Source organism: Dyadobacter sp. CECT 9275, from assembly GCF_907164905.1.
Classification (GTDB): domain Bacteria; phylum Bacteroidota; class Bacteroidia; order Cytophagales; family Spirosomataceae; genus Dyadobacter; species Dyadobacter helix.
Map to the genome: position 1 here is coordinate 780,083 of NZ_CAJRAF010000004.1, position 24,359 is coordinate 804,441.

Annotated in this window: 23 protein-coding genes; 6 read left to right on the forward strand and 17 right to left on the reverse strand. The window is 47.6% G+C overall.

The features are described 5' to 3' along the window. Positions 1-127 precede the first annotated feature (127 nt). The 4 genes from KOE27_RS28885 (at position 128) to KOE27_RS28900 (ending at position 2,784) form a co-directional block, all read left to right on the forward strand. Complete coding sequence (locus tag KOE27_RS28885) at positions 128-1,165, forward strand: sensor histidine kinase (protein WP_215242315.1); 1,038 nt, start codon at positions 128-130, stop codon at positions 1,163-1,165. A 43-nt stretch (positions 1,166-1,208) separates the two neighbouring features. Next, positions 1,209-1,916 carry a LytR/AlgR family response regulator transcription factor gene (locus tag KOE27_RS28890; protein WP_215242316.1) on the forward strand — a complete coding sequence of 236 codons (708 nt, stop codon included), beginning with the start codon at positions 1,209-1,211 and terminating at the stop codon, positions 1,914-1,916. A gap of 291 nt (positions 1,917-2,207) precedes the next feature. Further along, positions 2,208-2,438, forward strand: coding sequence for a hypothetical protein (locus KOE27_RS28895; protein WP_215242317.1), 231 nt, complete (start codon positions 2,208-2,210; stop codon positions 2,436-2,438). Continuing rightward, entirely contained in the window at positions 2,428-2,784 is a 357-nt protein-coding gene (locus KOE27_RS28900; protein ID WP_215242318.1) for a type II toxin-antitoxin system PemK/MazF family toxin, read from the forward strand. Before KOE27_RS28895 ends, KOE27_RS28900 begins: the two co-directional genes overlap by 11 nt. A gap of 336 nt (positions 2,785-3,120) precedes the next feature. Here the strand turns inward: KOE27_RS28900 and KOE27_RS28905 are convergent, their stop codons facing one another. Further along, positions 3,121-5,277, reverse strand: a complete 2,157-nt coding sequence (locus KOE27_RS28905; protein ID WP_215242319.1) for a glycoside hydrolase family 31 protein — start codon at positions 5,275-5,277, stop codon at positions 3,121-3,123. 275 nt (positions 5,278-5,552) lie between these two features. Here KOE27_RS28905 and KOE27_RS28910 point away from each other — a divergent pair, with 275 nt between their 5' ends. Together KOE27_RS28910 and KOE27_RS28915 are read left to right on the forward strand one after the other, a co-directional pair. Next, on the forward strand, positions 5,553-6,017 hold the full coding sequence (locus tag KOE27_RS28910) for a (2Fe-2S)-binding protein (protein WP_215242320.1): 465 nt from the start codon (positions 5,553-5,555) through the stop codon (positions 6,015-6,017). Next, on the forward strand, positions 6,014-8,179 hold the full coding sequence (locus KOE27_RS28915; RefSeq protein WP_215242321.1) for a xanthine dehydrogenase family protein molybdopterin-binding subunit: 2,166 nt from the start codon (positions 6,014-6,016) through the stop codon (positions 8,177-8,179). Before KOE27_RS28910 ends, KOE27_RS28915 begins: the two co-directional genes overlap by 4 nt. Positions 8,180-8,324: 145 nt before the next feature. Here KOE27_RS28915 and KOE27_RS28920 read toward each other — a convergent pair whose 3' ends face one another. From KOE27_RS28920 to KOE27_RS28995, 16 genes are all read right to left on the reverse strand, one after another. Continuing rightward, positions 8,325-9,116, reverse strand: a complete 792-nt coding sequence (locus tag KOE27_RS28920) for an SDR family NAD(P)-dependent oxidoreductase (RefSeq protein ID WP_215242322.1) — start codon at positions 9,114-9,116, stop codon at positions 8,325-8,327. 189 nt (positions 9,117-9,305) lie between these two features. Then, a complete protein-coding gene (locus tag KOE27_RS28925) occupies positions 9,306-10,241 on the reverse strand; it encodes an aldo/keto reductase (RefSeq protein WP_215242323.1) in 936 nt (311 codons plus the stop codon). Between the two features lie 55 nt (positions 10,242-10,296). Continuing rightward, positions 10,297-11,358, reverse strand: coding sequence for a hypothetical protein (locus KOE27_RS28930; RefSeq protein ID WP_215242324.1), 1,062 nt, complete (start codon positions 11,356-11,358; stop codon positions 10,297-10,299). Positions 11,359-11,378: 20 nt separating this feature from the next. Further along, positions 11,379-12,212 carry an SMP-30/gluconolactonase/LRE family protein gene (locus KOE27_RS28935; RefSeq protein WP_215242325.1) on the reverse strand — a complete coding sequence of 278 codons (834 nt, stop codon included), beginning with the start codon at positions 12,210-12,212 and terminating at the stop codon, positions 11,379-11,381. Between the two features lie 91 nt (positions 12,213-12,303). Then, entirely contained in the window at positions 12,304-12,699 is a 396-nt protein-coding gene (locus tag KOE27_RS28940; protein ID WP_215242326.1) for a RidA family protein, read from the reverse strand. Further along, entirely contained in the window at positions 12,696-13,340 is a 645-nt protein-coding gene (locus KOE27_RS28945) for an RraA family protein (protein ID WP_215242327.1), read from the reverse strand. The genes KOE27_RS28940 and KOE27_RS28945 overlap by 4 nt, the downstream gene beginning before the upstream one ends. 86 nt (positions 13,341-13,426) lie before the next feature. Beyond that, positions 13,427-14,674: an MFS transporter gene (locus KOE27_RS28950; RefSeq protein WP_215242328.1), complete on the reverse strand. Its 1,248-nt coding sequence runs from the start codon at positions 14,672-14,674 to the stop codon at positions 13,427-13,429. Between the two features lie 306 nt (positions 14,675-14,980). Beyond that, on the reverse strand, positions 14,981-16,066 hold the full coding sequence (locus KOE27_RS28955; RefSeq protein WP_215242329.1) for a PLP-dependent lyase/thiolase: 1,086 nt from the start codon (positions 16,064-16,066) through the stop codon (positions 14,981-14,983). Then, positions 16,063-16,878, reverse strand: a complete 816-nt coding sequence (locus KOE27_RS28960; protein ID WP_215242330.1) for an SDR family NAD(P)-dependent oxidoreductase — start codon at positions 16,876-16,878, stop codon at positions 16,063-16,065. Before KOE27_RS28960 ends, KOE27_RS28955 begins: the two co-directional genes overlap by 4 nt. Continuing rightward, positions 16,871-17,788, reverse strand: a complete 918-nt coding sequence (locus KOE27_RS28965; RefSeq protein ID WP_215242331.1) for a succinylglutamate desuccinylase/aspartoacylase family protein — start codon at positions 17,786-17,788, stop codon at positions 16,871-16,873. Before KOE27_RS28965 ends, KOE27_RS28960 begins: the two co-directional genes overlap by 8 nt. Before the next feature lie 347 nt (positions 17,789-18,135). Continuing rightward, a complete protein-coding gene (locus tag KOE27_RS28970) occupies positions 18,136-18,951 on the reverse strand; it encodes an SGNH/GDSL hydrolase family protein (protein ID WP_229253038.1) in 816 nt (271 codons plus the stop codon). Further along, positions 18,948-20,069, reverse strand: a complete 1,122-nt coding sequence (locus KOE27_RS28975) for a sialidase family protein (protein ID WP_215242332.1) — start codon at positions 20,067-20,069, stop codon at positions 18,948-18,950. The genes KOE27_RS28970 and KOE27_RS28975 overlap by 4 nt, the downstream gene beginning before the upstream one ends. Before the next feature lie 45 nt (positions 20,070-20,114). Next, positions 20,115-21,227: a sialidase family protein gene (locus KOE27_RS28980; RefSeq protein ID WP_229253039.1), complete on the reverse strand. Its 1,113-nt coding sequence runs from the start codon at positions 21,225-21,227 to the stop codon at positions 20,115-20,117. A gap of 11 nt (positions 21,228-21,238) precedes the next feature. Further along, positions 21,239-22,342 carry a sialidase family protein gene (locus KOE27_RS28985; protein ID WP_215242333.1) on the reverse strand — a complete coding sequence of 368 codons (1,104 nt, stop codon included), beginning with the start codon at positions 22,340-22,342 and terminating at the stop codon, positions 21,239-21,241. Positions 22,343-22,368: 26 nt separating this feature from the next. Then, positions 22,369-23,454, reverse strand: a complete 1,086-nt coding sequence (locus KOE27_RS28990; RefSeq protein WP_215242334.1) for a YVTN family beta-propeller repeat protein — start codon at positions 23,452-23,454, stop codon at positions 22,369-22,371. A gap of 15 nt (positions 23,455-23,469) precedes the next feature. Beyond that, on the reverse strand, positions 23,470-24,342 hold the full coding sequence (locus tag KOE27_RS28995) for a hypothetical protein (RefSeq protein ID WP_215242335.1): 873 nt from the start codon (positions 24,340-24,342) through the stop codon (positions 23,470-23,472). Positions 24,343-24,359: the final 17 nt, after the last annotated feature.

A 24,359-nucleotide genomic window follows, 5' to 3' on the forward strand; every position in this document is an offset into this window, starting at 1 on the left:
CAAATCATTCGAAGGCTTTAAAGGGCCTTCTGTCATAGATTTCATCCTGTCCGCCAGAAGAATTTACGGGTGCTGCCGGTGATGCACAGTTTTGCAGCATCATCAGTAACTTTAATGAAACACGACCATGAACACAAAAGAAATTCCGGATCAGGATCTCAACCGAAAAAGTATATACCTGCTGCTTTCAGCGATTGCATCGGTACCTATCTGGCTGGCGGTGGACGCTTATATCAGAACCATCCATGTACACGAGGATGAAGCCGTAGCAACCGCTGCCACTGGCTGTTTTATAGCTGGGGTTTTCATGGGAAGGTATCTGGCAAGGCTGTGGGCCATTAATCGTAAAAACATATCCAGCTCTGCGCTCATAGGGCTTTTTGTACTGATCGTGTTCAGCACCGCCTGGCTCTTTTTCCATGCCGATTTCCCCTTTGAGACCTACGGAGCGTTGAACCTGCTGTTATACTGGGTACCGTTTTTACTGATCAGCCTGGCCACGGGAGCGCTGATCAAGCTCGGTTGGCTTGTGAGCCAGAAACAGCTCAGAGAAGCGCAGACTTCCGCTGCTCATAGCCAGAGCGAGTTACAGCTTTTGCACTCGCAACTGAGCCCGCATTTCTTGTTTAACACACTCAATAATCTTTACGGACTTTCCCTAACCCAGCACGAAAAGATACCACCGTTGCTGCTCAAACTTTCCGATTTGCTGCGTTATTCGGTTTACGACAGGAATGAAAACTTTGTGCTCCTAAAGGACGAGCTGGCCTATATCCACAACTACATTGATTTCGAAAAAATCAGGATCGGGGAAAGGCTTCGGCTTACTACCGATGTGGAAAATATGGATGGAACGGCCATTAAAATTGCACCCATGCTGCTGATTGTCTTCATTGAAAATGCTTTCAAACATTCTAAAAACACGTTTGACGAAAAAATCTATATTGATCTTTCTTTGAAAACATGGAGTAATAATATCCTGTTTTCTGTCAAAAACTCACATGGTCAGCTGACCGGAGAAAATAACATTATACCAAAAAGCAGCGGACTAGGGTTGGTCAATGTGCGTAAACGGCTGGAACTGCTGTACCCCGGAGAACACGAACTAACTGTGACAGAAGAAGATACTAGTTATACCGTATCGCTTCGACTGAAAATGAAGTAGGTACCTTACCACCCGAAAGTTTACCAAATTGCTTTTATAAAATATGAACTGCCTTATAGTAGATGACGAGCCCATTGCAAGGGAAATTATTAAAACTTATTGCGGACATCTGCCTTATCTGCAGGTGGTGGGCATGTGCAGTAATGCACTGGAAGCAAAGGCACTTCTGCATCAGCAGCAGGTGGATATTCTGTTTCTGGATATCAATATGCCTATCATGGATGGTATCTCTTTTTTGAAAACCATTAAAAACCCTCCGCAGATTATCTTCACAACAGCCTACAGAGAATATGCCCTGGATGCCTTTGACCTGGCTGCCTGTGACTACCTGCTGAAACCCTTTTCTTTGGAACGATTCATCATTGCGGTGGATAAAGCAGGAGAAAAATTGAAAAGTTTCTCTGCAATGACTACCGAAAATTCGGATACCCGGCCAGAGGATTTTGTATTCATTAAAACCGAAGGGAAAATTTATAAAATCCAGCATCAGGATTTGCTCTATGCAGAAGCCAACGGTAACTACTGCAAAATCGTAACAACCCAAACCACGCTACTGATCAGCACTACCTTCACGAGTGTCGAAGAGCTGCTGCCCAAATCGGCTTTCCTCCGTACGCACCGCTCGTTTATCATCAACAAATCAAAAATAGACCACATAGAAGGCAACCGCGTGTATGTGGGCAACATCGAAATCCCAATCGGCGGCAATTATCGGGAAACTTTCCTGAAACAGCTAGGCTTCACTTCCTGATCTTTACGCTCGTTCTGTCTTCCGAGACCGTTCCCGGGAAATACAATTCAATAAGTTCTGGCTTTTCCTTGGAACAGGATGTATAGGGGTGATTTTTTCTGACAATTTCCTGAAGAACAGCTTCCTTTTTTCTGCTAATTCCAAGCGCTGCGAACAGCAAGTCGCCAAGCCGTGTTTACTTAGTGAATCGATTAATAAACATATGGTTGAATGTGGTTCATGGTTGGTAGCAAATATCAGTAAGGTTGTTAATATTCGAAATTTTGTACCTTGGTAAAAATTATTTTTATTATGACTTATAAAATCGTATGCCCGGTAGAAAATAACCAGGTAATTCTAAATCTGCCACCTGATTTTAAGGACACAAAGCAGGTGACTATCTACGTTGATGATCAGATCGACGTGAAAGGTCAAAAACTAGAAGCCATGAAAATGGCAGCTCAAGATCCACTGTTTCTTGCAGACATTCAGGAAATAGGTGTTGATTTTGACTCCATTGAACATGAACGCTATGACAATTAGAAGATGGTCAATATATCGTGCAAACCTCGACCCTGTCATTGGTTCTGAGCAAGGCAAGTCCCGACCCGTCTTAGTAATCAGTGAAGACGCTATAAATGATCTCCTTAACATCGTAAATGTAATTCCAATTACAACCCGAAAGCCCGGCAGAAGAGTCTTCCCGAATGAAGTCTTGATTCCAGCAAACAATTTTGGGCTTGCAAGCGAGTCGATTATTTTATGTCATCAAATTCGCACATTGGACAAGCAAAGACTTTCATCACTCTACGGAGCTGTAACAGATTCCGGAAAGCAAGTCGAAGTTTTAGATGCCCTATGTTTCCAATTGGGAATTGATAGAGCCTAAGTACTCTGGGCGCATACCCTGCGGATGTCTCGCTTCTTATGAAATCAAAATTATTGGGTATTCATTTTGTAATCCGTTACTCATATAATTTTAGTCTCATTCTCACCATCCAAGCCACCACTTCCTCCCAAACTTCAACTCCCTGCTCTGAATCACCCCAAAGAATATACCGTCCTGCTCAATACCTGGGCTGCTACCTGTATGCTACAGACCCCAAACAACCGGTTTGGCGTCCGTAGCATACAATGTCTCAATCTTTGTGAAATACCGAATCACTTAAACTGATAATAGAGCCGTTGCCCGTGGATGAAGCAAGTCCTTCCACGGGCGACGGCCTTATTTTGTCATATATTCCCACTTGATGCTGTTGTAATGAAATGATTTCCCACCAGCAGCTGGATTTGCGCCGGTAAGCTTTCCGCTTGGGTCTTTTTTAACTTCCAGTTTGGTCCAACTGTTGCCTCCCCTTTCGAAATCAAAAGTTTCGCCATCATCATCATACAGATTCCAGCTATTCTCTTTTGATCCATAATAACGGACTGTGAGGGGCAAAATCTGATCTTTCACGGGCGAATGCAAAATGGGTGGTATCATAGGAATAATTCCACCGTCTCTTACAAACAGCGGGATTTTATCCACGCCCGTCAGGTTTTTCAATTCAATGGTTTCGCCCTCTCCAACGAATTTACCTGTATAGAAATCATACCATTTTCCACGTGGCAGTACCACCTTCCTTGAACGGTCTCCGGCGAACAATGGAGCAACAAGCAGATAATCCCCAAGCATATACTGATCCTTTATGTCCTGCCTTACAGCCTGTGCATAAGGATTATCGGTAGAATTCAGCTTACCTTCGATTATTTTTTCTTCAAAGGAAAAACCTTCCACGAGGTTCATTGCCCGCACTGGCGGTTTCCCCTCAAAATGGTATTGTGCAAAAGTACTGTACAGATAGGGCAGTAATTGCATCCGAAGCTGCATCACTTCTTTAACCTGCCCCGCAACTTCGGGGAATGTCCAGGGTTTGGTACCGTCGGCCCAGGCATTGAGCATGGCCATGGGTGAAAAACATACCGACTGCATCCGTCGCAGCCATTCTTCCGATGTTTGGGAAGAACGTGCTTCGGGTGTCCAGAGGACTCCTATAAAACTGCTGTTGACGAGTGCAGTAATGAAATCCTTATGGTTATAGTAATCGTTGTAAATCACATACGGCATTGCCGAAGCACCTGCATTGGACGCCCTCACCAGCCCGTAGGTCCTGATATTCTTTTCCCTGAACCAGTCGGACGATATCTTCTGAAACTGTAAACCGTAAGTTTGTCTGATCTGCTCGGCACTGCGGCCCGAGGGGAATTTGGCCACATCCGGAAACAGCCAGTCATCATATCCATCGGTTTCGTCAACTTTATAACCTGCCACACCCAGCTGTATATGCCTTTCGGTAAACAGCCCCTTGAAAAGATCCTGCGCTGGTTTCATGTTGAAGTCCGGTACCAAACCCACCCAAACGGTGTGTGTGCCACTATATGGCAGTATCTTTTTATAAATGGGTGAATGAGACGAAACATAAGGATTGATCCAAAGGTTTGCTCTGATATTCTTTTGCAAGAGTTGGTCAAGAAACTGCTTTGGCTTGGGGTATCTGGTGCTGTCCCACACAAAACTATTTGGATAAGCATAAGACTGCCAGCCCGGTTCAAGCCCTACAAAACTTAAGGGATATCCGTTTGCTTCAAATTCCTCTACTTCTTTAAGCACCTGTGCATCGGTAAATAAGGTAGGGGTACGGTGCGTAAAGCCAAGGCCCCACTTGGGTGGCAAAGTGCCCCCACCGCAATAGAGATTATATCGTTGAACCACTTCCATGGCATCTTTCCCTGCAAAAACATATACTTCGGCACCGGCGGCGGGTACCAGAATCTCAACGGCATCTGAATAAGGTGAGGCACTCCAGTCTTTCTGAGTGTTCCGGTTCATCTCCGCCGGGGGATTTTTGCTATCCTTCCGCACTGCCGTTCCTGCATAAACGGTAATGTACCGTGCCGAATTGATGAGTACACCATACCCTTTGTCCGAAATATAAAACGGTACTGGGGCATGCGTCCTTCCATCGTCCTTTCCGTTATAATGATCCACGTGCAGAGTTTTGATGGTTCCGCGCTGTTGCACCGATTTGAAATTGAGACCCAGCCCGAACAACTGTTCTTCCTTCACAAGCGGAAAACGCAGATAAGCTTTCCCGTCTGACAGTTCATTTTTACTCCCTGACAAATATTTGGGGAAAGCAGGGGTACCTAATTTCTGCAGTGCTGCCGTCGCAGGCTGTATTCCGGCAACCCCGAGCGGGGAAAAATTTTCAGGTTTCCCCACAGTAGCTTTCCAGACACCTGGGGCCACCTGTTTCCATTGAAAATCGGTGGTTTGGGCGTAAATGGGAGTGAGAACTAAGATTTGAAATGCAGCTAAAAAAAATAATCGTAGGGCAATCATGCGCGTTCAAAAAAGGTTTAGGAGAATACAAAAATATCAGGACTACCGTAGTAACCCGGTAATATAGAAAGTTTTTTGGACAACCATCATTAGCAAAACCTATTTCGTTATGAACCCGGTCGCCTGGGCTATTCCGTACCAACTGTTATCCGTAAAAAGGTGCATTTGATATATCCCCACCCGCCCGTGGTCAATCGGATTTTACTCCTGTGCTTACGCCACTTTCATTTGCAGCGTCGGGCCACATCAACTGCCCGGTTTAAACTTAAGCCCAAATGATTTCACTGACAGTAAATCAAAAAAAATATACGCTGGATGTAAATCCTTCCATGCCATTGCTGTGGGTTATCCGGGATATCATCGGACTAACGGGCACAAAATATGGTTGCGGGATGGCTCAGTGTGGCGCATGTACCGTGCACCTGAATGGCGATGCCATACGCTCCTGTGTTACCCCCGTCTCGGGAGCCGAAGGACAGCAGGTAACAACCATTGAAGGCCTCACCAATGAAACCGGGCAACGGCTGCAGCAGGCCTGGCTTGAGGAAGACGTACCCCAATGCGGGTACTGTCAGTCAGGGCAGATCATGTCGGCGGCGGCATTGTTACGCATGACACCACATCCTACAGATTCGGAAATAGATACAAATATGGCAGGAAACATCTGCAGATGCGGAACCTATTCGCGCATCCGTAAGGCGATTCATGCCGCTGCAACGATGAAAGAAGCCGTAAAATGAGCCAAAACCCGAACATCAACCGCAGAGATTTCCTCAGAACAAGCACACTCTTTGGTGGCGGCCTGCTCATTTCCTTTGCGGTTCCTGCCACTGAGAAACCTGGCCGGATACTCGCCCACACCCCCGCAGCCAGCGCGGTAATGAATGCTTTTCTTCGCATTGATGAAGATAACAGTATCCATATTATATTGTCCAAGGTAGAAATGGGCCAGGGCATGTGGACCACCCTGCCTATGCTCATTGCAGAAGAACTGGACTGCGAATGGAACAAAATAACGGTTCAGCACCGGCCTTCGGGGAGGGGAAGCGATTTTGAAGAAGATGTCTTCGTGCAAACCACCGGAGGTTCCGACAGCACACGTTCGGAATTCGACCGGTACCGTATGGCTGGAGCCACCGCCCGAACCATGCTTTTAACAGCTGCCGCTGCAAAAATGGGAGTACCTGCGAATCATTGCCACACCGAAAACGGGTATGTAATTGCCGGAAATAAAAGGCTCAGTTACGGAGAGGTAGCCACCGAAGCCTCAAAGCTTCCCTTACCTCAGGTTAAGCTCAGGGAACCTGCTTCCTGGAAATACATTGGTAAAAACCGCAAGCGCCTTGACGGCCCGGAGAAAGTGAATGGCCAGGCAAAATATGGTATAGACATGCAATTTCCAGGTATGCTCACGGCCCTTGTGGCTCATCCGCCTGTGTTTGGCGGAAAGGTAAAATCCTTTGACGCAGCTGCCTCAAAAAAGATAGCAGGTGTGCGGGAGGTGATACAAATCTCTTCTGGCATCGCTGTTCTGGCAGATCATTTCTGGGCCGCCAAACTGGGCCGCGACGCTTTGAAAATTGAATGGGACCTGAAAGAAAGCCCTGATACGCTAAAACAGTTGGCAGAATATAAAAAGCTGTCTGCCGTGAAGGGTATACCCAGTCAGCAAAAAGGGGATGTGACCAGCGCTTTACAAAAAGCTGTCAAAACACTGGATGCGGAATTTGTATTTCCATACCTCGCTCATGCCCCTATGGAACCGCTGAACTGCTCCGTTAAAATTGGGAAAGAAAAATGTGAGGTATGGGTGGGTACCCAGTCTCCATTACTGCATCAGATGGAGATAGCCACATTTCTCGGCATGAAAGCAGAACAGGTGGAATTAACGACGCCGTTGTTAGGTGGAAGCTTTGGAAGGCGCGGCTCTTTTCATGCCGACTGGGTGATGGAGGCCGTTCACATTGCTAAAGCCAGCGGCAGGTTTATCAAACTCGTATGGACCAGGGAGGATGATATCACGGGTGGTTATTACCGCCCTGTTTATTTGCATCAAGCCCGTATAGGGATCGGAGAAGATGGATTTCCCCTGGCCTGGCAGCACCGCATTGTCGGACAATCTCTTTTTGTTAATACCCCCCTGGAACAGCTCATTGCACCAAAAGGTATTGATTACAGTACTGTTGGCGGCGTGCACGGCTCGCCCTATCTGCAGTCTGTTCCTGATCATTCGGTTGAACTGCATACCACCAGTAACAGTGTACCGGTATTACCCTGGCGTTCCGTAGGTAATACCCATACTGCGTATGTAATGGAAACACTCATAGACGAACTGGCCGTTATTGCGGAACAAGATCCTGTCACTTACCGAAGAAACTTGTTGAAAAATTATCCGCGCCATTTGGCAGCATTGAATCTGGCTGCTGAAAAAGCCGACTGGGATAAGCCTCTGCCCGCCGGGAAATTCCGGGGCATTGCAGTACATGCGGCGATGGGAAGTTATGTAGCACAGGTGGTTGAACTATCCGTTGAGAATGAACAGATACATATCTACAGGGTGGTGTGCGCCATTGACTGCGGACTGGCTGTTAACCCCGACGGCGTTCGCGCACAGATGGAAGGCTGTATCATTTATGGCCTTACCGCCGCGCTTTATGGAGAAATCACCTTGAAAGATGGCCGTGTTCAGCAAAGCAACTTTCATGATTACAGGATGTTACGTATGAACGAAACACCACTTATTGAAGTACATATTGTTCCGGGTACCGAATCTATGGGAGGAGCAGGTGAGCCCGGAGTACCTCCCATTGCCCCTGCATTAGCCAACGCGCTGTTTGCAGCAACGGGGAACAGGGTCAGGCAATTACCTGTCAAACAGGAAGATCTGAGAAAGCGCGGGTAGTAGATGCCGCCAGTTAAAACGGTTAATAAAAAACATTTACCAGAATACCTGCTGCCATCACCGGGAAGGACTTTCAGGAGAATAGTCAGCTATCTATGATTTCGCTGTCAATCATGTGCCCCCAAAAGTATGTTCCTCCAATGTACTACCAGCTGGTCCAGCCTCCATCCACCAGCAGGTTTTGTCCGGTGATAAATGCCGAAGCTTCGGATGCCATAAAAACAACCGGCCCTTTGATGTCGTCGTCTCCTGCAAAGCGCCCAAGGGGGGTGAGCCGTTTGTAGTTTGCAACAAACTCCTCTTTTCCCTGCATCTGGTCTACACCGGGTCCGTATCCGCCCGGACTGATACAATTGGCCCGTATATTATGCCTGCCATAATAGTTGGCGAGCCATTTTGTAAAGCCTACCATCCCCCATTTATCGTAGGTGTAATTAACAGGACTGGTCATACCAGTGCTTCCGTAAACAGGAAAGTTAGGCCCCACGGCACCTTGTATGGAGCTGATATTGATAATATTACCAGATTGTTGTGTCAGCATAACTTTTATCACCGACTGGGTGATCAGTACCAGCCCCGTTGAATTGATCCGCTGTGCTTTTTCCCAGCTCACACGATCAACATCTTCCAGATTTTTAAATCCCTCGCGTGACACGGCGTTATTCACCAGCACGTCAATCCGCCCGAATTGGCTTGTTACTTCCCCCACAAATGCCTGTATGGAATCCTCTTCTTCAAGATCTAGTGACATCCCCTCCGCCAAAAAGCCCTTGGCCCTGATGGAGGAGGCAAAATCTTTGCATTTCTGAACGTTTCGGGAAGCAATGATCACCTGTGCCCCAGCCTCAGCCAGTGCAAGAGAGATGGGGGTTCCAAAAAAACCCGACCCGCCGGTAACGATGACAACTTTATTTTTCAGACTAAAAAGATCATTCATTTCTTACTTGTTATGGTTAAATGACAAAGGGTTTGGAGCAGGCAGTTTTTAGTAGGCGGTTCACAGTGGGCAGTAGGCGGTAGGCGGTGTGGGTAGCGTTGCACACTTTTAACTGTGAACTGAAAACTGCATACTCTCAACTACCTACTGCCCACTGAAAGCGACGAACTGAAAACCACCTACTTAAACTTACTTCCACCTCCCTGGTGTAACAATATCTTCAGGTATATCGGAAAAAGCCGCGCTGATTTGTCCCAGCAGTTCTGGATGGACGGATTTACTCCTCAGAAGTTCGAGGTTTTCCCGGATCTGAGTTTCATTCACAGCTCCAAAAACAATACTGCTTACTCCGGGCAGATCCCTTACAAACGTAAACGCAAGCTGTGCGATGCTCATTTCTGCCTTCTCCGCAAACTCAGCCAGTTGGACCAAATGCGGTTTTGCTGCATAGAGCCTTCCGCTCAAATGGTCCGGAGACATAAAAAACAGTCCTTGCAGGAAAACGCTTCTTACAAATACCAGCTTTCCGGCTTTCTCCAGCTGGCTCAGCCCGCCATTTTTAATGAGGCGCTGGTCAAAGATATTGAGGGGTATCTGCGCAGCGATGATTTCATCTTCCTCAGAAAACCAGGGGATATCTTCCGGGAAATAAGCTGAAATACCTCCAATATCAATCATACCCTCCGCTTTGAGCCTGCGGATCATCTCAGGTAACACTTTCATTACCTCTCTGACTGGCTCTTCACCCTTATGCAGCAGACAAACGGGAAGTTTTGCTATCCCTAATGCGGTTAGCGACTGACGGACACTAGCATACACTTCCTGCCAGGCCCGTTCGGGGTGAGACAGATTTTGGGAATGAATCTTAAACTTGGATACTAGGTTGAGGCCCTTGCCGCCCGCACTATTCTGAATAAATTCACCCAGCACCTCTTCTGAGTTTCCATATTGCCGGGCCGTATCAAAGGTATTGATTCCCGACGCAACGGTAAGTTTCAGCATTTTGCTACGCTCCTCAAGGCCCGGCTGGCCAGCCTCGTTTGAAATCCCATAGTTCATCCCCAACTGAACCGTTCCCAGCGTAAGCTGCGAAAACTGGTAAGAACCAAAAGTCGAATATTTCATTTTTAAAATAGCCGGATTACTGAATGTTTGAATAGGAAGTAGGTAAATGCGTACCCTACCTCACCCCGATCACCGATGGCGTACGTATGCCGGGCTTAATTTCTCCACTGACGTATACCCATTGATTATTCCAGAAAACAACCGGCAAAGTTACTCTGGAGGGAATTTGGGTCTGCTCACCAATGTATTCCCAGCTATCGGTTTCAGGGAAATAATAAAGCAGACTTTCTATAATTCCGGGGTGGGTCGCGGGGGTTTTGTATTGAGCGGTGACGGCATCCACCCCGCCCCAGAAAAGAAAACGGTCATTGTTAAGAACAGGTAAAATGGTTCCTCCTGCAGACATCCCCCTGGGCATGGGGGCCAGTTTTTCCCAGGAAGCCTTCCAGCCTTTCTGCTGCCTTTCCAGGGAAAGCCGGTAACTGTCCAGTAGTATATTCCTGAATTTTTCCCCTTTGGAATTAATCCCTGTGTTTTCGCCTCCAAACAGATAACATTTTCCGCCATAATTTGCACAGACCGGGAAAAGCCGTTCCTCGCCGGGCCAGGCTTCCAGTTCAAACCAGCCAGCCGTGACATCCGTCAGATCCAGTGCCAGGCATGTTTGAAGTGCCGGACCGGTTGCCGACTCGTTTCCGCCAAAAATGACGATTAAATCCCCCATCAGAAGCCCGGCCATATTGGCCATCGGCGAAGGTAACGATGGCAAATCTCTCCGGAGGATTTTGGTACCATCCCACTGCATGGCCGTTACCTGCCTCGAATAGCCATTTTCATTACTCCCGCCGATGAGGATTACCTCGTTTTTATGGGTTACCGAAACACCATAAGCCATGGGTGACGACAATTTCTCTTTTGCCTTGATCCACGTTTTATCCCGAAGGACATAGATATCCTCGTACCACTTTTTTTTGCCCCCTTCCCAGGGATATTTTTCAGGGAAATTGGCCCCACCCATTGCAATAAGCGCATCATTGCTAACGCCAGCGTACATACCTGCCCAGCCCTTTCCTCCCGGAAGTGATGGAAGCTCGGACCATTTAATAGCTGTTTGCGCTATGGTATCTGAAAAAATCAACATAAAAATCAATAACAAACTGTATGAATAGTTTTTCATTTGGGGCTTTTCCTAACGGTTTAATTGTAAACGTTGAGCAGCAGAACGGCTCCAGGGCCTGGCTCGCCATACCCGCCGGTAATGAGCAGTTTCCGGACCGAAGCATTGTCTTCAACAAAACAAATATTGCTCGTAAGCGGCAGCGTGGTGTCGATACTGAAGAGTAACTCCCCGCCTGGATCCAGAACCTGTACTGCCTGCATTCCGTAATGTGCAACCCACAGATTACCCTGATGATCCAGCGCCAGGCCGTCGGGGAGATTATCTGTCCTGTTTCCCGATGAGTGCCGGGGCAGTTCTGCAAAAACTTCTGCCTTTCCTTTTGCAATACCCGGCTCCTTTAACTCCATAACAAGAATGCGGTTCTGATAACTTTCCGCCACAAAAAGGTACCTTTCATCTTTTGAAAGCACAAGGCCATTGGCATAGTCAATATTTGTTGCCACCAGCCGTTCCGTTCCGTCAGTACCTTTAAAAAACACTTTTCCTTCGGTCCTGATGGAATCTGTAAAGTAAAGGTTTTGGTTCTCGTCAAGTATCAGGTCATTGGGTGCACCGATGCCAACTCCCGCGCATTTCCCGCTCAGCAGATGACCTTTAAAATTTCCAGCTGAATTGTAACAGCTGATACTTGCCAGCCGACTATCACAAAACCAGTGCTCCCCATTCGGCAATACCACCTGCCCGTTCGGACAGGTTCCGTCTGCCCATTTTGAATAAATGCCGTTGGCATCAACTTTCCCGATAAAACCACCGGTTAGTCCTGTGAAATAGTAGTTCCCTTCCACATCGGTAGCCGGCCCTTCAGTATAAAAGGGGAGATCCAGGAGCTTTGTTACTGAAAAAGATACCATGATTTTGAAAGACAGGTTTTGAAGGAATAAACGGGGCAGATGAAGTTCACCTGCCCAGCTTACCAAGTGTGAAAAAGTATATGTTTCGCTTTTAAAACTGATCCGCAGATGGTCTGGCGCATACAACATCTACTTCAAATTTCAGTAAATCTCCCAGACAACCGATCAGGGTAGTTCGGGCCGGAAAAGGTTCTTTAAAATATTCACGATAAATGGCATTAAATTCTGCTAGGTATTCCTGTTTTCCTACATAATTTCTTACCTGAACGGCATCATCCAGACTGCAGCCGGCTGCTTCAACAATTCTTTTGAGGTTATCAAAAGAGCGGCGGCACTCGCCTTCGAAAGTATCGTTGACAATGGCTCCGCTGTCGTCCACGGAAGCCTGGCCAGATACAAAAAGATAATCTCCGGAAATGATTCCGGCCGAAAACGGCAAATGACTTTTAGGGATATTTGCTCCGCTTACTACTATTTTTTTACTCATAATACACCAAATTTTAGATATGCTTCTGTTGCTTTCATTCCATTTTTAATAGCATCACGCGTGATGTTTTCCGCTGATACCTTTGCCAGCGCAGCTTTAATCACTTCTGCTTCAATTTCCTTTGGAACCACCACAATGCCGTCCTCGTCCGCCATTACAATATCCCCCGGACTAAACTTCACTCCATCTATTTCGACTGTAACGTCCAGATCAATTACCCGCTGGCGGTTGGCACTGTCGTACGGATTTTTGGAAGTGGCAAATACCGGAAATTTCATGTCCCGCATTTTATCAATATCCCGAACGGCACCATGTACGATCACCCCCTGGCAGCCGCTGTTACGAGCCGCCGTGGCCAGCAGTTCTCCCCAGATGCCCGAACGGTTAGAACCTCCTGCCGCAGCGATGAGGATATCCCCGGGCTTACAGGAATCCACTGCCTGCAATTCCAGCTCATAAGGGTTTTTATCGACGTCGTACATATCAGCCCATAAGGTAGTTTTACACCGTCCGATCAGTTTGGGAATACCCGTATAGGCATGAAAAGTGATGCGTGTAGCCTGCTGCGTGTACCCCATCTGATCAAGTACATCGGACAGGACAGCTACGTAAAGCTGGTTTTTAATTTCTTCTAAATCCATGTTATTTTGACGATTCACTTATATTTTCACTTTTATTATCAATTGCTTTCAAGGTAAAGCCAGTAAGCTGCTGTTCGCACTATTTCTCATTCGCTTTCTTTTTGTGGGCGGATACGATAAAGCAAACCGGCACAGATCAGCAAAGTTACTGCCGCCACCCTGAACATAATATCAAGATTTACATTTGCGTCCCGAAGCGCCCCGCCCGCATACAGGCCAACCCCTCCCACTATGCAGGCAACCATATTCAGGAACCCGTAACCTGTGGCCAGATACCTGGGATTAATGATCATACAAAGGATAGGCATCATGTTGGCGTCCAGGAAGGTACGGGTGAAAGCATACACCATGAAACACCCGATGGCCACCTCCAGAACCGTGGTGCTGCTGGCTATAAAAATCCCCGGCGCAGCCACGATGAGCCCGATGACCGGCAACATGATACGCGCCCTGGGGTAAGAACGGCTCCAGCGGTCGGCCAGATACCCGCCCGTCAGCACGCCTGCCAGAGAGGCAGTATGGAAGTATCCGGTTGCATATATCCCTGCCATACTTTGCGACAGGTTAAAATGTTCTTTGTAATAAGTGGGCAGCCAGCCTACCACCATCCAGCTGATGATACTCCCCAGCGCCCAGAAAGAAAGGGCAAGCAGGTAAGTTTTGTTGCCGAGCAGTTCACTTATAGCGATTTTAAAACCGATCCGCTGTGGTGTTTCTGTCGAATCAGTCAGGTGGGTATCCTCCTTTTTTCTGTCGCGAAGGGTGAGCAGCAAAACTACTGAATACATCATGCCAATCATCCCAAAAACGGCAAAGGCAAAGTTCCAGGTGCGGTTTTCGGCCAGCAAGCCGCCGACAAACCCCAAGCTCTGCCCGATCATAATTCCTCCCATGTGAATGCCCGTGGCCAGAGAACGGGTATTACCACGATGATAATCTACAATCAATGCAAGGGCGGCAGGGATGTAACAGGCCTCGCTGATGCCCATGAGGGCACGGGTAAATAGTAATTCTTCAAATGTGGTAGCATGAGCGGTGAGCCAGGTTACCACCGACCATACGAATAGGCTGCCTATAATGACCCGGCTGCGATTGAAGCGATCGGCCAGAAAACCAGCTACCGGGCTCAACAATCCATATATCCATAAAAAAAGTGAAGTAAGCAGTCCGAACTGGGCATCTGTCATCGGAATTTCCTGCAATATGGACCCACGCATGGTAGTGATCATCATACGGTCAAGGTAATTGAGGCAACCCACCACACACAGCAACGCCACAACCAGCCAGGGATAAAAACTCTTTTTTAGCTTAACTGCACCTGTAATTTCACTCATATTCTAATGGTTGGAATGTTTGATGGTTGAATCTTGATTCAGGCTAAATTTCATTATCTTGGATAACTCAAAAAAACAGCTTTCCGACAGGATGAGCCAACAGGGAAAGGCTTGGTTTAACATCCTTGGACCGTAGGTACAAAACAATCTTATTGAATATTCCCGTTGCCAACGTATGGCACGCCGCATTTCAACATAGATCGTCTTTATTACTAAGCTTATGTCCCTAACGGGACACAAGCCGCATCTCGTAAATCTACTTGGCCTTAATTTGGTTAAAAGACTTAATGCGATTGTAGTAAGCTCTTAGCCATTAAACCAATCTTTAATATTACTGATACTTTCTTCATGGCTAATAGTCCGTACCTCCGGCAGGTTGAAATTCCGGTCAACTGAACCCATATCTTTAAATCCGCTTCCCGTTACGAGGCATACCACCGTTTCGTTTTGGTTAATCTCGTTTCTGGAAATTGCATTTTCCAGTCCGGCTAGAGCAACTGCTCCGGCAGGTTCGCTGAAGATACCTTCTTTCTGTGCCATCTGTTTCTGCCATTTAAAAACATCAGAGTCACCAACTACATATCCGTTTCCGCCGAGTGCACGGCAGTTGGTGATTACTTCATCGCCATCTATTACACTGGCCACCTGCAAACCACTTACCGTTGTAACCGAAGCGTTCACAGCCATTGCCCTTAGCAGCCCGTTTCGAAGCTGGGAAGCGATGGTGTCGTTACCTTCTGGTTGTACGCAATGTACCTTTGTTCTGGAAGAGGAACTCAATACGCCTTTGGTAACAGCCAGCGTTAGTCCGCCGCCACCGGCAGGAGAGAAAATATGATCGGCTGGACCTGAAAGCTCCTCATTGATTTCGTATACCAATGTCTGAACTCCCTGCATGGCCGACGGACAGTACCTGAAAGCACTGATCGGCAACGGAAGCTGCCGTGATACACATATTTTTTCCAGATCTTCAAACACACGCGTGGTCATCTCAGCATTTTTACCAAAATCCTTCACCATCAGAATCTGCGCGCCGTAAAGCTGCATCTGTTTCACTTTTGGCAGCGGAGCCCCATCCACAACTACCAGAATGCAGGTGATACCGGCTGCCGCACAGTAGGCAGACAAGGCTGCTCCTGTGTTCCCGCTGGAAGTGGCAATACATACTTTTTGGCCAGCGGCGCGCATTTCACTCACCAGTACCGCAGCAAAACGGTCTTTGTAGGAACCCGTCGGATTGAGATTTTCCAGTTTGAAATACAAATTGGGAATTCCAAGCTCCTTGCCGATGTATCCGGATTTCACCAGTGGGGTCTGCCCTTCTCCCAGCAGCATCCTGTATGGCTCAGGAACGGCAGGTAAATAAGAATCGTAATGCCAGATCGTTTTCAAAATTCGTCGGGAAACTGTTGTTTTTTAACTGAATACTTACTGAAATTAGGCTTAAACCCGCCATCCACCAGCAGGGTAGTACCGGTGATGTAGGAAGCGGATTCTGAACTCAGCCAAAAAACGGCTTCAGCTACCTCCTCAGGGGTTCCGCCGCGGCCAAGCGGGACAGCATCAGTAACCTCCTCTATCAAACGGGCGCTGATGTTCTCCCCCTCCTGATCAACATAATCATGACTGAGCTCGGTGTCGATGTACCCCGGCGCCACACCCACTATCCTGATCCCACTTCGTCCGTAGGTCACTGCGGTTTCTTTTATCAGACTTTCCAGTGCACCTTTGGCTGCAACATAGGCCGATCCTGTACCCGAAGTACGTTCCGCCATCATGCTGGTGATATTCACAATCACACCGCCGGTTTGCTTTTCCTCCATCACCGCCGCCGCCCAGCCGGTGAGGAATGCGGGAGCGGTAAGACATATCCTCAGGGTTTTTTCCCAGATATCCAGCTGCATGGTACGCATGCTTTCGATGGTCCGCCATGCCGCATTGTTCACCAGGACATCTATCCTACCCCACTTTTCTGCCGTTTTATCAATGATACTTTTTAAATAAACCGGATCCGACAAATCGCCCGACAGCGTCAGACAATCGGTTCCGTATTTATTCTCAAGCACCCCGGTAAGGACCGACAACCCCTGAAAGTCGATGTCGCACAAGGTAACGTTATATCCTTTTCCGGCAAATTGATGAGCAGTTGCGCTCCCGATACCTCCTGCTGCGCCGGTTATGATCACTACTTTTGGATTACTCATAAATCACAGTTTTACCCGGTTTCTCAATCGGCAGAATCCCCCCCAACGCATCCCCTTTTTTCACTTTCACCAATGCCCTTTGCAAAAAAGCAAGACCAGCCATATCAGCAAAAACCTCAACGACTGTACCTTCCAGGACATCCACAATCTTTCCCCAACGCTGTCCTTTCTCCACCATTTCACCCAATGTAACCTCAGCTATGAAAATTCCGTCGGCAGGTGAAGGCATTTTACCCTGGAGATAACCGCTGTTATACCGGTAGTCTTCTACCCAAAAACGATTTTCAAGTGGTTCCGTTACGGACTGAGCCTCAACCATACCCAGGCTTGCCAATAAATTTAAAAACCCGCTTTTATACGCTTCCGTCACCTTGCCTCTGATACCCGTTCCTCCACCATATTCCAGATAGATAGCCGGAACTCCGGCATCCCTGGCAACGGAAAGTGTTCGGCCGTCGGGCCGGTGTTCCGTTCCCCAGATGATGGGCAAATTAAAAGACCCGGCCATTTTTCGCTGTTTTTCAAGAATGTCGGTCGAAGGATGCAGCATGTAACCAGCCAGCGGGGCAATGTCATACATCACACCTCCGGTATGCATATCCACCAGATAATCCGACGACTCAATCAGTTTGCTGATCTCGGCCGCAGCTGTCTCCGAGGAAGTTCCAAGCTCATTACCCGGACAGATACGCGCCAGATCCAACCCATCGGTACCATACCGGGCAGCCGATTCATACGCACCTTCGTTTACTATAGATACTATGGTTACGGTACCTCTTGTAAGTTTCCCGGGGAGTTCAGCCAGCAACTCAAGCGTGGCCAGCATCGGTTCGTATTCGTCTCCATGCACACCGGCAGTCAGCAGAACGTCCGGTCCTTCGGCACCGGATGTTATTTTTTTATAGTTCATATTGCTTGTTGACCATTGATTGAATGACCATTGTTTTATTAACCATTGAAATGTAACCGACTATTGACGATCTTGAATACCTAGGGCATTTCGGCTGGTTATTCGTTTCCTTTTATTTTTACAAATCTTCAGTACCTAACGGCATTCATGAATCAGGATAGTCTGTACTACTTACCACCGTCACCGTCAACCACCCAACTCTTAACTTTTCATTCTTCACTCTTCACTCCCAGACAGCCCACAATACCTGACGGCACTCATGAATCAGAATAGCCCGTGCTACCGCCTACTGCTCACCGCCTACTGTCACTGTCAACCTCCCAACTCTTCACTCCCTGATCACCAAATCAGTGCTCTCCTTCATAATAAGCCCCCCCGCAGGTAGGTTCTTTGGGATCGAAAATGGAAAGTGTTTTAAACATCAGGCGGGCAATTTCCTGGTGCCCCGTTTCACCTGGATGAATGGGATCGTTGAGCCATTGCCGGTAAACCGGAGTGCCGGCTTTCATACTATCCTCCCAGTATTGGTAATTATCAACCAGGATGACATTCCGGTTTTGAGCCACCCGGCGGATCACAGGCACGTACAGGGGCAAGGTAGCGCCACGGTCCGGGGCTTTTTCAGGAATAAGAATGTTTGGCGTATGCAAAACAGGCACTGCTCCCGATTCCCTTATTTTTGCGACGATCGTTTCCAGATTCAGCTCAAAAACTTCGGTAGTAAATCCGCTTCGGATGCAGTCGTTGGTTCCGAGCATCAGAGATACCACCGCCGGACGAAACTGCGTGATCCGCCAGTCGAAGTCGTCCAGAATGTTGCGAGTCGTATTTCCGCTTATGCCCGTGTTGACCACCACATCCCGCATGCGTTTAAGCTCCCAGCGGATACGCTCACCGAAAATCTCTGGGTAAGAGCGGTATCCCTTCGTATGTTTTGCCCCGTGGGTGATGCTATCGCCCGTAAAGAGCCAGATTACCGGTTTTCCCTTTGCAGTCATCAAAGCTGCAATTTTCTCTAGATCAGCAGTGGCATCCCCAGTGTTCCCGGGGCTAACAACGACCGTCCGAGCTGCCACCTGCCGGTTCACCATCACAGAAAGTGCGGTCCCCAGACCCGTTATTTTCAGAAATTTCCGCCTTGACGGCATCAGATTTTTCATCATTTGTACAGCCATTTCTTGTTCAGACGCGTGATATTGACCGTCGCCAATTGCGTAGTTCCGGCGCAGTAGCCAAGCAGTACTTCCTTTTTGGTAAAATGGATCGCAGTATAGCAGTACCAACCTTTGGGATCAGTCTCGATATTTTTGAGATTTTCCCAGGTTTTACCCTCGTCCCTGGATATGGCGATTGTGAGCGGTGTACGTACCCCGCCATGCCAGGCTGCTTCTTTTACTTTATTGTTATTCCAAACCAACAGCAGATCTCCGGTTGAAGGAATCCGTGTCATGGATGCCGGAGAAACCGGTGAATGGATGGTACTTGGCTCAATATGGCTCCATGTCTGCCCCTGGTCCTTGGAGTACGAAAGCTGCTGGAACCCGCTGTCTGTCCGGATAAACATCATAATCCTGCCATCTTTCAGTTCCACAACACCGGGCTCCTGGGTGATTATATCAGAGGTATTCGGCACTGCTTCTCCGGATTTCCAGGTAACGCCATTGTCATCAGAGAAATAACTGAACAAAGTAGCCTTGGCCTGCCATTTTCCGTCCAGGGACCGGTGCATCGCAACAGCCATGAGCAAGCGACCACTTTTTAACTGAATTACCCGGTTGTTGTTTAAGACAAAATAACCTTTCCGATCGGTAATACAGGACGTTGGCGCACTCCAGGTTTTTGCTTCGTCGGATGATATCCTCATCAGTGGGATACAATCCGTTTCCGAATTCTTTTTCAAATAAAACAAAGCAATTTTCCCGTTCTGCAACCTCAGCAGCGACACCGACATCACATTCATATCTCCTTCCCGTTCTACAATGAGCTGGTCTTCCTGCGTCCAGGTTTTGCCGCCGTCTTTGGAAAATCGTCCGGCCAGGTAGGCCGGTGCGTGGTCGCTGGTAGACTTGCCCGTGTAATGGCTGTATACAAAAAGTATGCGCCCATCTTTCAGCGTAATAAAATCGCCTTCACTATTGCGCGGATTATTATCTCCTGGTGCAAGCTGCAGGGCCAGCACCTGAGACTGGTTCTTTTGCGAAAATGCCTGTTCCGCGCGGCAGCAGAAAAAAACTGCCAGAAGAGAAAAAACATACCGGAATAACACGTTCGTTTTTTTCATACAGTTAAAAGATGGTAAATGATCAGGGGTTTAGGAAGAGTCAACTTATTTATCTAAAATCCATTTCAGGCTCAGCCGCCGGATGGTTACCTGTGTGGTAGCCCAGTCGAAATACCCAAGCAGAACTTCGTCTTTTGTAAAATGAATGGCGGTATAACAGAATGACCCGGAAGGGTTATCTTCAATATTCTTCAAGTTTTGCCAGGTGGAGCCCTCGTCTTTGGAAATGGCGGTTGTCAGTGGTGTTCTTCTTTCTTTGGTAGCCGGATTTTTCCCGTCATTATTGTTCCAGACAAGCAGCAGGTCACCCATGGAAGGTATACGGGCAATCGATGCGGGAGACAGCGGAGACGCTATTTTGCTCGGCTCGATCGGGCTCCACGTTTTGCCTTCGTCACGTGAAAAAGAAAGCTGCTGAACGCCACTATCCGTACGGATAAACATCATGATACGCCCGTCTTTAAGCTCAATCACCCCCGGTTCCTGGGTAATGATCTTTTTCGTATTGGGTATCTCCGCAGACGAAGTCCAGTTTCTACCGTTATCGTCGGAATAATAACAATATATAATCCCCTGATTTTCAAACGCTCCACCTTCTTTGGTGTTATGCAAAGCCACCGGCATCAGTAACCTTCCGCTCTTCAACTGGATAACCCTGTTGTTATTCAGCACAAAATAGTTTTTCCGATCGGTAATGCAGGGTGTAGGATTACTCCATGTTTTGCCCTCATCCGATGAGATCCGCATTTGAGGGATACAGTCGGTAAAAGAATTTTTCCTAAGATAAAACAGTGCGATTTTCCCGTTTTTCAGTCGGAGCAGCGAAACAGACATTACATTCATATCACCTTCCTGCGCTACGATCATCTGATCTTCGGTTGACCAGCTTTTGCCGCCATCTTTGGAATACCTTCCGGCCAGAAACGCCGAACCATGATCGTCCGGATTTGTACCTGTATAATGTGTATAGACAAATAAAATGCGTCCGTCTTTTAATGTAACAAAATCACCTTCACTGTTTCGGGGGTTATTTTTACCCCTGGGCAATTTCATCGCGTAAACGCCCGCCTTGTGGTCCTGCGAAAAGACATCCCCTCCGGATAACGCGGCCGCAACCGTTAATAAAGCAAAAATGAGTACCCTGGTTATTTTTTTCATTGTAGGTTTAGTTATTTGTAAATCTCATCCAGCCCGAGCCTAATCACACGCGACTGCTCAAGTCCCGCTCCCATTCCATAACCGAGCAGCACATGGTCTTTCACAAAATGAATGGCCGTGTAGCAGAAAGTACCTTCCGGATTGTCTTCAATGTTTTTCAGATGCTGCCAGGTAACGCCCTCATCTTTTGAAACAGCAATGGTGAGAGGAGTCCTTTTTCCCTTGAAATAGCCCTCCCCTTTCGCACCGTTGTTATTCCAAACCAGCAGAAGATCACCAGTGGAAGGTATCCTGGATATCGACGCAGGCGATATGGGAGAGGCAATGGCCGATGGTGAAACGGGACTCCAGGTGATACCCCTATCTTTGGAATAGGAGTAGTACTGAAAACCACCATTGGCACGAATGTGCATCAGTATACCTCCGTCTCTGAGTTCAGTAATACCCGGTTCCTGGGTAATCACGCTGTCGGGGTTGGGGACTGCATTTCCCGATTTCCAGGTCAACCCGCTGTCATCGGAATAGTAGCAACGTAACGTTCCGCGGTTATTCCATTTGGTTTCCGGCGTTTTGTGCAGCGAAACCGGGATGAGTATTCTGCCCGACCGAAGTTGCCTTACCCTGCTGTTGTTTACAACGAAATATCCTTTGGTATCCGCAATACACGGCCTTGCTTCTCCCCAGGTCTCGCCTTCGTTAGCGGAAACGCGCATCATGGGAATACAATCATCGGTTCCGTTTTTACGGATATAAAACAAGGCAATTTTTTTAGCCGAAAGACGAAGCAGCGAAACCGACATGACGTTGCTTTTTCCTTCATTTTTAACCACGATCTTATCTGTAGCCGTCCAGGTTTGCCCTCCATCGGACGAAAAGCGAGCTGCCAGATCGGCGGGGGCAAAATCACTGGCGGAAGAGCCCGTGTATCTGGAGTAAACAAACATGATCCGCCCATCGTTGAGGGTGATAAAATCGCCTTCGCTGTTTCTAGGATTATTGTCTCCCGCCCTGATATCCAGCACCGCATGGCTTCCCGCAATGGTTTGGGCGTAACCGTTCAGCACGACCAGTAAAAAGCAGATAATCTGTCCGCAGGTATGGGTTAAAATTCTCATCAACTTTGGTTCAGCTGTGCGTTTATTCATTTTTCAGGGGGAAAAGACATGATCATCGGATCAGGCCCGAGGCCTGATTTTATAATGGATACCACTTCAAGTGTTTTCATATCCACCACATGAATACCGTCGGAATCCGACGTTTTTATTTTGACCCGTTCAGATCCATCCGGCATGAGCTGCACCTCTTCGGAATCCTCGCAGCCTACAAAGGCATACCGCCCGTCAACGGTCAGTTCTACGCCGATGGCAAAATCACCGACGCGGATCCGTTTGATCTCTTTCCGGGTCGCAACGTCAAGTACGGTCAGTGTGCCTTCCTTCACCCAGCCCGCTACCAGTGCCCGTTTCCCATCCGCAGTAAAACGGATACGCACAGGCATACCTTTACATTCGAAAGTTTCGATGGGTTTGTAAGTCAACAGATCAACAATCGTGATGGTGCCCGCCGTTTGATTACCTGCCCACAGGTATTTACCATCGGGCGTAAAGGCTAATCCTTCGCAACCCGGGCCACAGGGGATCTGGGTAATGAGCCTGCCCGATTCCCGGTCAATGACCGAAATATTCTCAGAAGTAATGTTGGCCGTGAAGAGCCGTTTGCCATCTGCAGACACATATACCATGTGAGAAATTTTCCCTTCCGTAGGTATCGTTCTTGTTATTTCATTGGTTTTTGTATCAATTTCAACTATAAAACCCGTTTGCCCGGCCGTGAAATAGGCGTTTCTTCCGTCAGGCGCCATGGCCACACCGTGAATCCGGGTGTATGCTCCTGTATTAATCTCCTTCATTTGTTTTCTGCTGACCAGATCAATGACGGAAATCGTGTTACCAGGTGCCTTGTAGCTGCTCAGATAGGCCGTTCGCTGATCGGGCGTAACGGCTATCTCGTGAGGATTGGGGCCGGTAGGGATAGTTTCAATGACTTGAAAAGTTTTCGGATTGATAAAAGAGAGCGTATTGGAATGCTTGTTGGCTACCAGCAAAACCGGTTTGCGTTTCTGAGCATACGCCTGGGGAAATACTATCCCAAAAAGCAGCCACTGGGCCGCAAAGGCCAACAGAAAAGCCGGGTATCTTGTTGTAATGTAAATTTTCTTACGAATCACGCTGACAGTACTGTTTTAAATTTTCCCCAGAGCAAAAAGTTTGTTTTGGCTTGTAAAACTCATTACCTCTGAAAAATGATAGACACTTGCCACCTGCTTGCCTTTTTCCAGTACCGGCGTTGGTACTTCAACGACGAAATCCGCAAAATCGGGCGCATTAAATGCTATATAGGCCAGCCGCAGGGAGTCCATTAGCTCGTCGTATTTTTTTGTTAGGTCCGGCAGTACCACGGGGCCGGTATCGGTTTGATATAACTTTTTAGCTCTGTTGATATTAATTGTTTTACAGGGACATTCGATCATGGCGCTCATGCCGGTTTCCTTGTTGGTGATCACCGTCTGGGTCACAATGGGTATGCCCGCCATCGTAGCTTTGTTTATTTTTTCCCAGGTATCCAGCTCGGTAATGACGGGCGCGGCCGGCAAGCGGATGATCGGATCGCTTCCCCACATATTCCCCATGGTTTTAATACTGCGATACCCCTTGCGTTCATTCACATGGCGACGAAATACAAGTACTTTACCGTCACCGAAAATGGGGGTGAAGTCATAGTTATCCTGGTAAAACAGATTTTTGGCAGCGAATGTGTCTTCACTTTTACATGCTCCGCCTTGAAAATATTCAATGGTTTTCCCTGTTTGGGTATCTGTGATGACGGTCCGGCTTTCAATCCACATCCTGACCGAATTCATATCGCCGGTATTACATACAAAGGATTTTCCATAATCCAGACACTTGGAGCTTTTAGCTAGTTGCTGAGCCGTTTCCGCAGAAGTTATGTAGGGTGTCAGTGCAAAAGCAGAGGTAGCCAGAAGCCCATTCTGAAGAAAATTCCTGCGTGAGTTTTTACCTTTTTCTGATTCGTCTTTCAAAGTTCTGTTCGTCATAAAATTTGTTTTTGTAT